Source organism: Streptomyces hokutonensis, assembly GCF_000376565.1.
GTDB classification, from domain to species: Bacteria; Actinomycetota; Actinomycetes; order Streptomycetales; family Streptomycetaceae; genus Streptomyces; species Streptomyces hokutonensis.
Genome location: NZ_BARG01000093.1, coordinates 76,071 through 89,904, shown reverse-complemented (window position 1 = coordinate 89,904; position 13,834 = coordinate 76,071). Strand labels below are relative to the sequence as shown.

The 13,834-nt window shown below is 69.2% G+C and carries 10 protein-coding genes; 5 read left to right on the top strand and 5 right to left on the bottom strand.

Annotated features, from left to right (window positions below; translation table 11 throughout):
* Positions 1 to 502: 502 nt before the first annotated feature.
* The 5 genes from SSP08S_RS46950 to SSP08S_RS46925 all read right to left on the bottom strand — a co-directional run bounded on the left by SSP08S_RS46950 (position 503) and on the right by SSP08S_RS46925 (position 4,711).
* The gene (locus SSP08S_RS46950) at positions 503 to 838 is read right to left on the bottom strand and encodes a MerR family transcriptional regulator (RefSeq protein WP_019074606.1); all 336 of its coding nucleotides are present in this window, start codon (positions 836 to 838) and stop codon (positions 503 to 505) included.
* A 636-nt stretch (positions 839 to 1,474) separates the two neighbouring features.
* Positions 1,475 to 2,014 carry an NAD(P)H-dependent oxidoreductase gene (locus SSP08S_RS46945; protein ID WP_019074605.1) on the bottom strand — a complete coding sequence of 180 codons (540 nt, stop codon included), beginning with the start codon at positions 2,012 to 2,014 and terminating at the stop codon, positions 1,475 to 1,477.
* Positions 2,015 to 2,103: 89 nt separating this feature from the next.
* Entirely contained in the window at positions 2,104 to 3,084 is a 981-nt protein-coding gene (locus SSP08S_RS46940) for an aldo/keto reductase (RefSeq protein ID WP_019074604.1), read from the bottom strand.
* Positions 3,085 to 3,371: 287 nt separating this feature from the next.
* On the bottom strand, positions 3,372 to 3,854 hold the full coding sequence (locus SSP08S_RS46930; RefSeq protein ID WP_019074602.1) for a nitroreductase family deazaflavin-dependent oxidoreductase: 483 nt from the start codon (positions 3,852 to 3,854) through the stop codon (positions 3,372 to 3,374).
* A gap of 11 nt (positions 3,855 to 3,865) precedes the next feature.
* Positions 3,866 to 4,711 carry an SDR family oxidoreductase gene (locus SSP08S_RS46925; RefSeq protein WP_019074601.1) on the bottom strand — a complete coding sequence of 282 codons (846 nt, stop codon included), beginning with the start codon at positions 4,709 to 4,711 and terminating at the stop codon, positions 3,866 to 3,868.
* A gap of 247 nt (positions 4,712 to 4,958) precedes the next feature.
* On the opposite strand from SSP08S_RS46925, the gene SSP08S_RS46920 reads away from it, so the two are divergent.
* The 5 genes from SSP08S_RS46920 (at position 4,959) to SSP08S_RS46900 (ending at position 13,424) form a co-directional block, all read left to right on the top strand.
* On the top strand, positions 4,959 to 5,927 hold the full coding sequence (locus SSP08S_RS46920) for a helix-turn-helix domain-containing protein (RefSeq protein ID WP_019074600.1): 969 nt from the start codon (positions 4,959 to 4,961) through the stop codon (positions 5,925 to 5,927).
* Positions 5,928 to 6,048: 121 nt separating this feature from the next.
* The gene (locus SSP08S_RS46915; protein ID WP_245608099.1) at positions 6,049 to 6,486 is read left to right on the top strand and encodes a hypothetical protein; all 438 of its coding nucleotides are present in this window, start codon (positions 6,049 to 6,051) and stop codon (positions 6,484 to 6,486) included.
* A gap of 75 nt (positions 6,487 to 6,561) precedes the next feature.
* The gene (locus tag SSP08S_RS46910) at positions 6,562 to 8,160 is read left to right on the top strand and encodes a multicopper oxidase family protein (protein ID WP_019074598.1); all 1,599 of its coding nucleotides are present in this window, start codon (positions 6,562 to 6,564) and stop codon (positions 8,158 to 8,160) included.
* A gap of 458 nt (positions 8,161 to 8,618) precedes the next feature.
* Positions 8,619 to 11,435, top strand: a complete 2,817-nt coding sequence (locus SSP08S_RS46905) for an AfsR/SARP family transcriptional regulator (RefSeq protein ID WP_019074597.1) — start codon at positions 8,619 to 8,621, stop codon at positions 11,433 to 11,435.
* Positions 11,436 to 11,627: 192 nt separating this feature from the next.
* Complete coding sequence (locus tag SSP08S_RS46900; protein ID WP_019074596.1) at positions 11,628 to 13,424, top strand: RecQ family ATP-dependent DNA helicase; 1,797 nt, start codon at positions 11,628 to 11,630, stop codon at positions 13,422 to 13,424.
* Positions 13,425 to 13,834: the final 410 nt, after the last annotated feature.

The following is a 13,834-nucleotide window of genomic DNA, read 5'->3' as shown; positions in this document are numbered from 1 at the left end:
CCGCCACCGCACGGCCACCCCCGCGTACTTGCACACCGTCACCGAGAGAGACACAAACGCAACATAGGCACCGCACGACCCCAGCAACCAGGCGGAGAGGCGAGCGCGTTACCGACGGCCCCACACTTCCGACAATCGGGGCACGGACCTCTCGGCCCGCCTGCCCGTAGAGGCCGCACTCGACTCCACCGCCCAGATCCCCAGCCCCCAACCGCTCACCGGTTGAAGCTCCGTCAAGAACCCTGCCCCCCGCGACCACCCGCCGGGACACCGAAGCTGTCCTCGCCATGATCGGCCGCACGGCAGGCCCTGGCCTTCTGGACCGCATCCTGGCCCGGCTCCCGACCAGACACGCGCTGCTCTTCGGGCGCCCCGAACTCACCCAGACCGCATGACCGCCCCGGACCGCCGCAGGCGAGAAGGAACGGGTCGGAACGCGAAAGGGCCCCGACGATCACATCGCCGGAGCCCGGCGCTTCGGGTTGTCAGGCCGGCAGGCGGGTCAGCCGTCCGCCGCTCGGTGTGACTCGGCGGCGTTGGCGTGTTCTTCGTTGATGCGCCGGGCTTCTTCGAGCTGGTCTTCGAGGATGATGATGCGGCAGGCAGCCTCGACCGGCATGCCCTGGTCAACAAGTTCGCGGGCACGAGCGGCGATCTTCAGCTGGTAGCGGGAGTAGCGGCGATGGCCGCCCTCCGAGCGCAGGGGCGTGATCAGGCGGGCTTCACCGATCGCCCGCAGGAAGGCGGGCGTGGCGCCGAGCAGCTCGGCGGCCCGCCCCATGGTGTAGGCGGGATAGTCGTCGTCGTCGATACGGCTGAGAGAGTCTTCTGCTGTCATTCGCACCTCTTTCGCGGAAACGCATCGGGGGGCCTTGGTGCCGTACGGCACCAAGGCCCCGAGGGATTTTCAACACCATCTGCCGGCTTACTGCGATGCCGGCCTTGTCTTTCCGCTCGCTCTCCCGTGAGAGGGAGATGCGTGCGGGGATCGCGTCTGCGTGACCGTGGGACCACCTTCCGTTCTGGGGCCTGCGGTACCCGGGCCGGCTGTCTCTGCCCGGGCGATCCTGATGGCGTCAGCCTCCTTCGCTTCCTTCTGATCCATCTGCTTGGGCCTGCGGTCGTACCTACTGCGACGGCTCCGTTGAACCGCCCGGTCCGGCAGTCAGCGAGAGGGCCCCGAGAACCTTCCGGCCCCGCCACTCCACTGCCGTGCCACTACCTGCGTCCTGCATACACGGCAGTTCGCGTATGCCGCGCTTTCCCGACTTCTTGGCTACAGACAGGAGGCTAGCCCTCACGATCCTCAATGTCTATATCCACCACTATAGATTTCCTGCATGTCGCGATGGCCATGTTCTCTCATCCAGCCAGGATGGAAGCTGCACCGGGATCGTTGACACACGCATTGGCGTCGAGTCCCCACGTTCCGCTGCGTCGTGATCGGCGAGAGCGGCCGTTGTCGTGAGTGCGGTCAGGCGGCGAAGGAGGCGAGCAGTTCGTTGTACTGCTTGGCGGCGGTGTCCAGGTCTTCGTCGGAGAGGCCGAAGGCGGTGCCGTAGAGCTTGACCATCGGCTGGATGTCGAACTGGCACAACCGCAGGGTGGCGTGCCAGTTGCTGAGGAGGGTCTCGATGGTGGCCTGGTTCGAGCCTTCAAGGGTGTAGTGGTCGGCGGGGACGCCGGCGGTGACGGCCACGACGGCCTTCTTGCCGGCCAGCTGGGAGGCGGAGCCGTCCATGGTGAAGGCCCAGCCGAGGGTGAAGACCTTGTCCTGCCACTGCTTGAACAGCGGGGTGGTGTTGTACCAGAACACCGGGTGCTGGAAGACGATCACGTCGTGCTCGGCGAGCAGCGCCTGCTCGGCGGTGACGTCGATCCGGAAGTCGGGGTAGGCGGCGTAGAGATCGTGCACGGTGACATGGGCCAGCTCGCGGACGGCGTCAACGAGCGCCGCGTTGGCCTTCGACTGGGACAGGTCGGGGTGACCTACGACAAGGAGAACCTTGGACATGATGAGGAACCTTTTCAGTGATCAGTGAAATGGGTGAACGGATTCAGGTGGGTCGGGGGTGACGGGTCAGCAGGTCACCGGGCGTCAGATCACCGGTCGATGCTGGCCATGTTCGCCTCGTCGTGGCGTTCGCCCGCGGCCGGTGTGAGGTTGTTGAGGCGGTCGAGCTGAGCGGCGCTGAGTTCGACGGCGTCGGCGGCGGTGTTCTCCTCGACGCGCGTAACCCGCCGGGTGCCGGGAATGGGGGCGATGTCGTCGCCGCGGGTGAGCAGCCATGCCAGCGCGGTCTGGGCCGGTGTGGCTCCGATCTCGGCGCCGATGGCCTGTACTTCGTCGACGATCGCCAGGTTGCGCTGGAAGTTCTCACCGGTGAAGCGCGGGTTGGTCTTGCGCCAGTCGTCGTCGGTGAAGTCGTCGACGGTGCGGATCTGCCCGGTGAGCAGGCCGTGGCCGAGCGGGGAGTAGGGCACGAATCCGATGCCCAGCTCGCGCAGCAGGGGGAGGATTTCGGCCTCGACGTCGCGGGTCCACAGCGAGTACTCGGTCTGCAGCGCGGCCAGCGGATGCACGGCGTGCGCTCGGCGGATCGTGTCGGGGCCGGCCTCGGAGAGGCCGATGTGGCGCACCTTGCCCTCGGCGACCAGGTCGGCCAGCGCGCCGATGGTCTCCTCGATGGGGGTGTTGGGGTCGACGCGGTGCTGGTAGTAGAGGTCGATGTGGTCGATGCCGAGCCGCAGGAGCGAGCCCTCGACCGCGGCCTTCACGTTTCCGGGGCTGCTGTCGATGACGCCGGGGCCGCCACCGGAGTGGGAGACGAGACCGAACTTCGTCGCCACGACGACGTCGTCGCGGCGGCCCTTGATGGCCTTGCCGACGAGTTCCTCGCTGTGGAAGGGGCCGTAGATCTCGGCGGTGTCGATGTGGGTGACCCCGAGGTCCAGCGCCCGGTGGATGGTGCGGATCGACTCGGTGTCGTCGAGCCCGCCGCCCGTGGTGTAGGTGCCCGCCATGGTCATGGCTCCCAGGCCGATGCGGGAGACATCGAGCCCGCCCAGCGATACGTGTTTCATCAGGTGTTCCTTTCGCGACGGCCGTCAGGACCGGCCGGTGGTCGTGATCAGTGGGGTGCGCCACCACATGGCGGACCGTGCTTCGGTGGTCCGCGCGTTGCCGGCGCGGGCGCTGCTGCCCGGGTAGTGGGGCAGGGCCATAGGTGCGCCCGGCGGCCTCCGGTCTCGGCCGGGAATGGTGTTCAGACGTGGGTGCCGTCGTGGGTCGGGCTGCCGACCACATCGATGCCGCAGGTCGTTGGCGATGCGCAGTGCTTCGTCCAGGCGGCTGACCCGGCTGCGCCTCGTCAGTGCTCCTGGGCCGTCGGCTCCAGAACGAGGACGGGGATCTCACGGTCCGTGTTCTTCTGGTACGCCGCGTAGTCGGGGAACGCCTCGACGGCTCGGGCCCACCACAGGGTCTTCTCGTCCCCGGTCACCTCGCGGGCCAGCATGTCCTGGCGCACCGGGCCGTCCTGGAGTTCGACGCGAGGGTCGGCCACCGCATTGTGGTACCAGACCGGGTGGGTGGGGGCTCCTGCCATGGAGGCGATGACGGCGTAGGTGCCGTCGTGCTCCACCCGCATGACCGGGGTCTTGCGGATCTTGCCGCTCTTCGCGCCCAGGGTGGTCAGGATGACGACGGGCAGGTCCCGGAGCCTCTCGTCTTCGTCCCGTGTGACCAGGACACTCAGTGTCGTTCCCTGCGTACCGCCGGAGTTCTCGTACAGGTCCACCTGGTCACGTACGAACTGCGCCTTGCTCGGCTCGTACTCGCCTTTGAGGGGCATGTTGTCCCTCCTCAGACGTGGGCGTCGTCGTAGGCGAGGTTGTCGCCCAGTTCGCGGGATGCCTCGGCCTGGGCGAGGAGTTCCCTCGCCTTGGCCTCGGCGGCCTCGATGGCGTCCGCCCCGGCGACGAAACGCGGCAGCGGCTTCTCCTGCCGGGCGATGGTGAGCAGGGCGCGGGCGAGCTTGGCGGGGTCTCCGGGCTGCTTGCCGTTCATGCTCTTCATGCCCTCGATCCTGGGGGCGGTGCGCGGGGCGTAGTCGTCGATGGACAGCTCGGGCCAGTTGGTGGAGCCGTCCACGAGGAGTTCGGTGCGGAAGTAGCCGGGCTCCACGATCGTGGTGTGGATGTTGTACGGCTCGACGTCGTAGCGCAGGGACTCCATCCAGCCCTCTTCGGCGAACTTGGAGGCGGCGTAGGCGGAGGTGAACTCCATGCCGACCAGCCCGGCGGTCGAGGTGATGGTGATGACGTGCCCGGCGCGCTGTTCGCGCATGATCGGCAGGACGGCACGGGTGACGTTCATCGGGCCGAAGAGGTTGGTCTCGAACTGCCGGCGCATCTGCGCGGGCGAGATCTCCTCGAAATAGCCGGTGAAGAGGTTCCCGGCGTTGTTGATCAGGACGTCGATGCGGCCGAAGCGGCCGACGGCGGCCTGCGCGGCTGCCTCGGCGTCGTCGAGGCTGGTGACGTCCAGCTTGGTGACCAGCAGGTTGTCCTGCGGCCCGCCGAGGGTCTTCTCGACCTCTTCGGGGCGGCGGCCGGTGGCGACGACCTGGTGGCCGGCGGCGAGGGCCTCGCGGGCGATGTCCGTGCCCAGACCGCGTCCGGCACCGGTGACGAGAATGACTTTGCTCATGGGGGTTCCTTTCAGGCGCCGTGATCCGGCACCCGCTGTGTGCGGGGGTGACGCGTGCAGCGCCGACAGTGCCGCACGGGGGAGGTCGGGACCGGCGGGACAAGCGCCGCCCTGTCCGGACCGTGCACACCGCCGTGGGCGGTGCACCACCAACAAAACCGCCTGTCACCCGCGTGTGGGAGTCCCTCTTGAGGGGGTCACTGACAGGGACCCCCTAGCCGGCGGATGCGCTCGTAGAGTGAAACGCATGGCAGGCAGAAACGACCCACAAGGAACACAAGGCACTAACCGTGACATCCGCGATGATTTCCGCGCGGAGATCCGGGAATTCCTCGGCACGCGACGCGCCAGGGTCACCCCCGAACAGGCCGGACTGCCCCTCTACGGCGGAGAGCGCCGACGCGTCACCGGGCTGCGCCGCGAGGAGGTCGCCCTCCTCGCGGGCATCTCCAGCGAGTACTACACCCGGCTGGAGCGCGGCAACGCCACCGGCGTCTCCGAGAGCGTCATCGACGGCATCGCCCAGGCTCTCCAGCTCGACGAGGCCGAACGCACCCACCTGCTCGACCTCCTGCGCGGCGCCGGCACCACCCGCCCGCCACGCCGCCGCCCGGCCCAGCAGCGCGTGCGGCCCTCGGTGCAGCGCGTCCTCGACTCCATGGCCGGCACACCCGCGTTCATCCTCAGCGGACGCGGGGACATCCTGGCCGCCAACCACCTCGGACGTGCCCTGTTCTCCCCCCTCTACGCCGACCCGGCACGGCCGCCGAACAACGCCCGCTTCGTCTTCCTCAGCCCCCACGCGACCGAGTTCTTCCGCCACTGGGACGAAGTCGCAGGCGACACCGTCGCCATGCTCCGCGCCGAAGCCGGCCGCGACCTCTACGACCGGCGACTGACGGACCTCATCGGCGAACTGTCCACCCGCAGCGAGGAATTCCGCCACCGCTGGGCCGCCCACAACGTCCGCATGCACACCACCGGCATAAAACTCCTCCACCACCCGGTCGTCGGCGACCTCGACCTGCCCTTCGAAACCTTCCCGCTCCCCGACGGCCCCAGCCAGTTCCTCCTCACCTACACCCCCGAGCCCCACTCACCCACCCACGACGCCCTGAACCTGCTGGCCAGCTGGGCCGCCACCAACGACGACACCGAGCGACCCGCACCGGCCGACGACACCCAGCCCACCGACTCGGCCGAGACACCCGACTGACCCACGAGCCACGCGAGTCGACCTCCCCCACGCATCAGGTCCCCAAGGCGGCAGCCCGCCCATGGCTCCACACCCAGGAACACACATCGCGGGTACCCCCTGGGGGTAAGATGTCGATCCGGTGATCACGGTACGAGTGGAGCGGATGATGACGCGGTCGGCTCGCGGCGGCAGCAGTGCCGTCCGCTGGGCGCACGGGGTTTTCCTCGCCCTCTGCGTCGCGCTGGCCGTGCTCGTCCACCACGAGATGCCGGCGATGGATCTCCTCTGCGTGCCGGACTCGGCCCAGACCGCTCACGTGACGCCCCGGTCTCCGGGCAATGGAGCATCGGCGGTCTCGGACGTTTCCGTGCACAATGCCGCGGCCGACGTCTGTTCCATGCCGGGCATGCAGCACTGCACCACGGCGAGTGTCGACTCCGTGCAGCTCGCCGTCCCCGACCGGACAACGTTCGACCCGCTGGTGAACCCGCGGCAGGCCGCCGCGGGACGCGCTCCCGCAGCCGCGGTCGGCCGCGCGCCTCCCGACCTGCTCGTCCTTTCTCAGCTGCGCAGATAGGCCGCGCCGGACGGCGCGCGTTGTGCCGTCCTTCCGCGCTCATCGGCAGTTTCGAGTCAGAGGACACCACTCCATATGAACAGCATCAACCGCCGCTCCGTCCTGCTCGGCGGGCTCGCAGTCGCCGGAACCGGCGTGCTGGCCGCCTGCAGCGACGGCTCCGGCAGCAGCTCGTCCGGCAGTGCACTGGTCAGCCCGACCGGTCCGGCGGTTTCCGCCGCCGAGAAGAAGCGGACCAGCACCGGCCGACAGCACAAGCTCACCCTCACCGCGGCGCCCGCGATGATCGACCTCGGCGGCGGTGTCATGCCCAGGACCTGGGCCTTCGACGGCCGCACCCCGGGCAAGGAGGTCAGGCTGTCCGTCGGCGACAGCCTGGTGGCCGAGCTGTCCAACCAGCTCCCGCACAGGACGAGCACGTCGATCCATTGGCACGGCATCGCCCTGCGCAACGACATGGACGGGGTGCCACCCGCCACGCAGACCGCGGTCCCGGCCGGTTCCACCTTCACCTACAAGTTCATCGCCGACGCCCCGGGCACGTACTTCTTCCACCCCCACGTCGGCGTCCAGCTCGACCGCGGCCTGTACGCCCCACTGATCGTCGAGGACCCCAGGGAGCCCCTGTCGTACGACAGCGAGTGGGTCGTCCTGATCGACGACTGGGTCGACGGCGTCACCGGCACTCCCGACGACGTCTTCACCGAGCTCAAGCTGGGCATGGCCGACATGGGCGGCATGGACATGAGCGGCACAGGGGGGATGGAGGGTATGGACATGGGCGATTCCGCCTCCCCGTCCGCGTCGGTCTCCGCCTCCTCCGACGGCATGGCCAAGAAGTTCAGGCTCATGGGTGCCGCCAGCAAGCTGCTCGGCGGGGACGCCGGCGACGTGAAGTACCCTCACCACCTGGTCAACGGCCGCGTGGCCACCGATCCTGACGTCCGCACCGGCAAACCCGGCGAGCGCGTACGACTGCGCATCATCAATGCCGGCTCGGACACCGCCTACCGGGTCGCCCTCGGCGACCACAGGCTGACGATCACCCACACCGACGGTTTCCCCGTCCGGCACCAGGACGTGGACGCCCTGCTGGTCGGCATGGGCGAGCGGTACGACGTCCTCGTCACCCTCGGAGACGGTGTCTTTCCGCTTGTCGCCCTGGCCGAGGGCAAGAACGCAAACGGTCTGGCCCTGCTGCGCACCGGCTCGGGCAGCGTGCCGAAGGCGACCGTCCGTCCGAAGGAGCTCGACGGCATGATCATGACGGTGTCCCAGCTGCGTGCCGCCGACGACGTACGACTGGAGTCGGCGAAGACCGACGTCACCCACCGGATCAAGCTGACCGGCAACATGATGAAGTACGACTGGGCCATCAACGGCACACCGTTCGACATGAAGAACCCCGAGGCGCACCCGATCGTCGTCGAGGAGGGTCGGCGGATACGGCTCGACTTCGTCAACACGACGCAGATGTGGCACCCGATGCACCTGCACGGCCACACCTACCAGCTCGGCACCTCCGGCCCGCGCAAGGACACCACGATCGTGCTGCCCGGGAAGACGGTGTCCGCCTTCTTCGATGCCGACAACCCCGGCCAGTGGATGCTGCACTGCCACAACGCCTACCACGGCGAGGCCGGGATGATGGCGAACGTGGCCTATCGGGCCTGACCCCTCGTCCGCGCCGCCCCGACGGGCTGGTCGCCTGAGGACTGGCCGATGAGCTCCGGAGCCACCACTACTCCGCCTGGAACGAAAGTTCCAGGCGGAGTACGTGCCCGTCATCGACCGTGATACCGGACGAGGCGGTGCCTGTACTGGAAACTACTCCAGTCCCAAGTCAAGGACACCAACACCCTGCTACGGGCCGCCCAGGCGACCGAGGCGGCTCAGAGCGCGGCCACCACCCAACTCACCCCCGCCATCGCGACGTTCGACAAGAACATCGACCCCGCTGCCCTGACCGCCACCGTCGACCTCGGATGTCCGATACAGAGCCGACAAGTGGTCACGCTTTGCCCTTCCGGCTGTGCCGAGCGCACGGATATGAGCAAAATCCGTAGAAGCAGTGCAGGTTTCGAGGGGACACCATGGTGCAGCTGCGATTACTCGGCCCTGTCGAGATTGCCGTGACCGACGGAAGGGCGGACACCGGTCCGCCGCAACGACGCACCGTGCTGGCCGCGCTGGCCGTGGACGCGGGGCGTCCGGTGGGGACCGACGCCCTGATCAGCCGGGTCTGGGGGCCCAACCCACCGGAAGGTGCCCGGCGTTCGGTCCATGCGCACATCGCCCGGATTCGTCATGTGTGTGCCCGGCTCGATGACGCGTACGGCGAAGGACTGCGGCTCGGTCGCCGGTCGGACGGATACGTCCTGGAGGCCGACCGGCATCAGGTCGACGTGCACCACTTCCACCACCTGGTCGGCCGGGCCCACGACGTCCGCGTGCCGGACACCGAACGGGTGTCTCTTCTCGGCGAGGCACTCGGTCTGTGGCGCGGCGAGCCGCTGAGTGGGCTGGACGGCCCGTGGGTCGACCAGATGCGCCAGGCATGGCGGCGTGAACGGGTGGACGCGACCATCGAATGGGCCCGGATCCAGGCACGGCTCGGTGCTTCCGCTGCCACGATCGGCCCGTTGTCCGCGCTCCTCGACGACTTCCCCCTGGTCGAGCCGCTGGCCGAGGAACTGATGCGGGCCCTGCACGCCACCGGCCGGGACGCCGAGGCTCTGCTGTGCTACGCCTCCATGCAACGGCGCCTGACGGAGGAACTCGGTACGGACCCCGGTACGGCCCTGCGCGGAGTTCACCAGGCGATCCTGCGCGGGGACCTGCCCGGACCCACCGCTCCCCCGCGACCTGCGCCGCCGGAACGTTCCAGGCCGCCGCGGGGAGTGGCGCCCGCACAACTGCCCGTCGCAGTCCGCGGTTTCACCGGCCGACACGAGGAACTCGCGCGGCTGGACGGGTTCCTCGCGACGCGTCAGCCCTCGGCACCTGTGGTGATCTCAGCCGTGTCGGGCAGCGCGGGCGTGGGCAAGACCACGCTGGCAGTGCACTGGGCGCACCGGGTACGGGAGTTCTTCCCCGACGGTCAGCTCTATGTCAACCTTCGGGGCTTCGATCCCGGAGGAGCGGTCGGGGACCCGGCAGAGGCGGTGCGCGGCTTCCTGGACGCCTTTGCCGTACCGCCTGCCCGGATACCTCCAGGTCTGGAGGCCCAGGCGGCCCTCTACCGGAGTCTGCTGGCCGACCGGCAGATGCTGATCGTGCTCGACAACGCGAGGGATGCCGAGCAGGTCCGGCCACTGCTTCCCGGTGCACCCGGCTGCCTGGTCGTGGTCACCAGCCGTAACCGGCTCACCAGCCTGGCCGCCGCCGAGGGCGCTCATCTGCTCGCCGTGGACGTGTTGTCCCCGGACGAGTCCCGGTCCCTGCTGGCCGACCGGCTCGACGTCGGCCGTCTCGCCGCCGAACCCGCCGCCGTGGCGGAGATCGTGGCCCGTTGTGCGGGCCTGCCGCTGGCTCTCGCCGTCCTTGCCGCTCGGGCCGCCGCCGAGCCCCGCATCCCGCTCTCCACCCTCGCCGACGAACTGCGCGAGACCGGCAGCCGTCTGGACGCGCTCGACGGCGGTGATCCAGCCACGCGGGTACGGGCGGTGTTCTCCTGGTCCTACGACGCCCTCAGCCCCGGTGCCGCACGGCTCTACCGACAGCTCGGGCTGCATCCCGGACCCGACATCTCGGCCGAGGCCGCCGCGAGCCTGGCCGCAGTGGCACCCACGCGGATTCGCATCCTGCTCGGCGAACTGACACGCACGCATCTGCTCACCGAACACCTACCGGGCCGCTATTCCCTGCACGACCTGCTCCGCGCCTACGCCGGCGAACTCGCCCGCACCGAGGACAGTGACACCGACCGCCACCAGGCCACGTACCGCGTACTCGACCACTACCTGCACACCGCGCTCCGGGCGCAAAGCCTTCTCGGTCCACCCGCGGACCTGATTGTCCCCTCCCCGGCCCAGCCCGGCGTCGCCCCCGAGGAACCGACCGACCGCGAGGAAGCCATGGCGTGGTTCAGCGCCGAGCATCCGGTGCTGCTCGCCGCCCTCCAGCAAGCGGTCCAGGACGGCTTCGACACCCATGTCTGGCAGCTCGCTGCGGCGATGACGCCCTACCACCAGCGGCAGGTGCTCTGGTCCGACTGGGCCGCCACCCACACAGCCGGGCTGGCCGCCGGTCGCCGACTGGCCGACGGAGCGGCGGAGGCCTGCGCCCAACGCAACATGGGCAATGCCGCATCGGCCCTCGGCCGTCCCGCAGAAGCCCGCGCCCACCTCGAACGCGCCGCGGACCTGTATCGGCAACTCGGTGAACCGTCAGGCACAGCGCACACCCATCTCGCGCTGGGCAAAGTCCTGGCCCAACAGGGTCACCACAGCGAGGGACTGGAACACTCACGGCAGGCCGTGCAGGGATTCCGCGCCGCCGGAGACCGTGCCTGGGAAGCACTGGCGCTGAACAACGTCGGCTGGGACCACGCGGAGATGGGCGAGTACCGGCATGCCATCACCTACTGCGAGCAGGCGCTGACCCTGGTGAAAGACACCGGCCACGTCTCCGGAGAGGCTCACACCTGGGACACCCTCGGATACTCCCACCACCACCTCGGCGAACACAGCGAGGCCGCCACCTGCTACGAGAAAGCCATAGCGCTCTTCCACGACATCGGAGACCGCTACTACGAGGCGGACATCCTCGCCCACCTCGGCGACACCCACCACGCGGCCCGGAATCCCGAAGCCGCCCGCGAAGCCTGGACCCTTTCCCTGGCGGTCTTCGAGGAACTTGATCACCCGGATGCCGCGGCACTGCGCGCCAGGCTCCACCATCATCTCGACCTGGATCCGTCAGACACGGTGCTGCCCGCACGTGGCTGACTGCTCATCACCTACCAGTACTCCATCGGTAGTTCATCGTCCCCGCCGGCCAGGGACGCTCGTTCGAACCCAGCAAGCTGACGGTGCCTCAGATCCTGAAAAGCGCGACCGCATCGCGCGAGGCGATATTCCGGCGAACCGGGGTAGCCGCCAAACACCCAGCGGTTGGACGCTCACGCTTCAAGGAGAACGATGCTCACACTCACGTCCCGGCGTCTGCGCAGCACCGCGCGTCGGGTCTTCGGCTGGCAGCAGTTGCGTCCGGCCCAACTGACCGCGATGAAGGCCGTGATGAAGGGGCGTGACGTACTCGCCGTCATGCCGACCGGCGCGGGCAAGTCCGCCGTGTACCAGGTGCCCGCGGTCCTGCTCGGCGGTCCAGTGGTGGTCGTCTCGCCGCTGATCGCGCTTCAGCGGGACCAGATGCAGAGCCTGCTCGGATCCGGCGTGCTGCGCACCGCCGCAATCAACTCCGCGCAGCGCCCGAGCGACAACGAGACGGCATGGGCCCGCATCAGCTCCTCCTCGGTCGACGTGGTCTTCCTCGCTCCTGAGCAGCTCGCCAAGCCGGATGTCACAGACCGGCTCGCCACCGTCCGTCCCCGGCTGCTGGTGGTGGACGAAGCACACTGTGTGTCGTCCTGGGGGCACGATTTCCGGCCGGACTACCTGCGGCTGCGGCACGCGCGGGAGCGGCTCGGAAATCCGCCGGTGCTCGCCCTGACCGCGAACGCGGCGGCCCCGGTACGACGCGACATCGCCGAACGGCTCGGCATGAACGACCCGGTCGAGATAGTGGCCGGCTTCGACCGTCCCAACATCCAACTGGACGTGTCTGCCTTTCAGGACGCAGCCGCCAAGGAGCGGTTCGTCGTGGAGCGGGCGGCCGTCGAGGAGAAGCCGGGAATCCTGTACGCGGGAACGCGGAAGGCAGCGGACAGCTACGCGGAGCAGTTGAGCGGCCTCGGGCTGTCCGCCGCCGGCTACCACGCGGGCCTCTCCCCCACCGAACGTCGCAAAACCCAGGACCGGTTCAGCTCCGGTGAACTCGACGTGGTCGTGGCGACCTCGGCGTTCGGGATGGGCATCGACAAGGCGAACGTACGGTTCGTGCTGCACGCGTCCGTCCCCGGCTCTCTCGACGCCTACTACCAGGAGATCGGCCGGGCCGGCCGCGACGGCGCACCGGCCAGGGCGATCCTCGCCTACCGCCCGCAGGACCTGGGTCTGCAACGCTTCTTCGCCTCCGGCGCTCCCGACGCCGACGCACTGCGCCGCGTCGCCGAGCGCCTGCGCGGCGACGGGGGCACCGTGAGCGCAACCGGGCTCCGAGCCGACTGCGAACTCAGTGCGACGGCACTCTCCGCCGTGCTGAACCTGCTGGAGGAAGCCGGCGCCGTCCATACCGGACGGGACGGCAGCCGCTTCACCGGCTCACTCGGCGCCGCCGCGGACGACGACGTCGACGCCGCTGTGCAGAGCGCACTCGCCGTCCACGCCACGCACCTCAAGCTCGAACAGTCCCGGGTCGACATGATGCGCGGGTACGCCGAGACGACGGACTGCCGACGGCGGTTCCTCCTTGGATACTTCGGCGACTCCGTCCGCGTCCCGTGCGAGGCATGCGACAACTGCACAGGGGCGGTGGTCAAGCCTGCGGGCAGGTTGAGGCGTGGGCGGTCCGGGGACGCCGGACATCCGTACAAGGCGACCGCACGGCGGCGCCGGTGGCCCCGGGCCGGTGCGCGCGCGGGCGCCGCCGCCGGTGCCGTCCGGGCTGCGGAGCCGGGCGCACGCCCCACCGCGGACGAGCACGTCTACCTGCCGGGCGTCCGCGTGCACCACGACCAGTGGGGCCAGGGCGAGGTCATGAGCGAGGGTGACGGCAAGATCACCATCTTGTTCAAGTCGGTCGGCTATCGCACCCTGTCGCTGGCCGTGGTGACGGACAAGCAGTTGCTCATCGCACTGCCCGACTCACCGCGCTGACGCTGAACCCGCGAGTTCCGGGCGTCGGGAGCCGGCCCTGCCCCGCGCTCACTGGAACTCGTCGATTTCGGGGCTCCCCGTAATCGCCTCGGCGGGACCGGAAGAAGTCGCCGTGGCCAGCCCCCGGACCGGCTTCATCATCTGCCCAGGTCACCGGCGGCGGCGCGGCCTTCTTCGGCTCGCTCGCCGCATACCTCTTCTCCCGTGCCCGGTGCGGTAGCAGCCGCAGTCGCGTTCGTACCGTCCGGTGCCTCTCACGACGGGGCAGGCTCTGAGGGAGTATCACCGTTCTCGCGCCCCACGCCACGCGCCTGCCGATGCAGCGCGGCCTCGAGCGGGGTCAGCGTGTGCCGGATCGTCGAGCCGATCCGCCGGCTGGTCGTCACCTCGGCGTCGCGGAGCACCGAAGC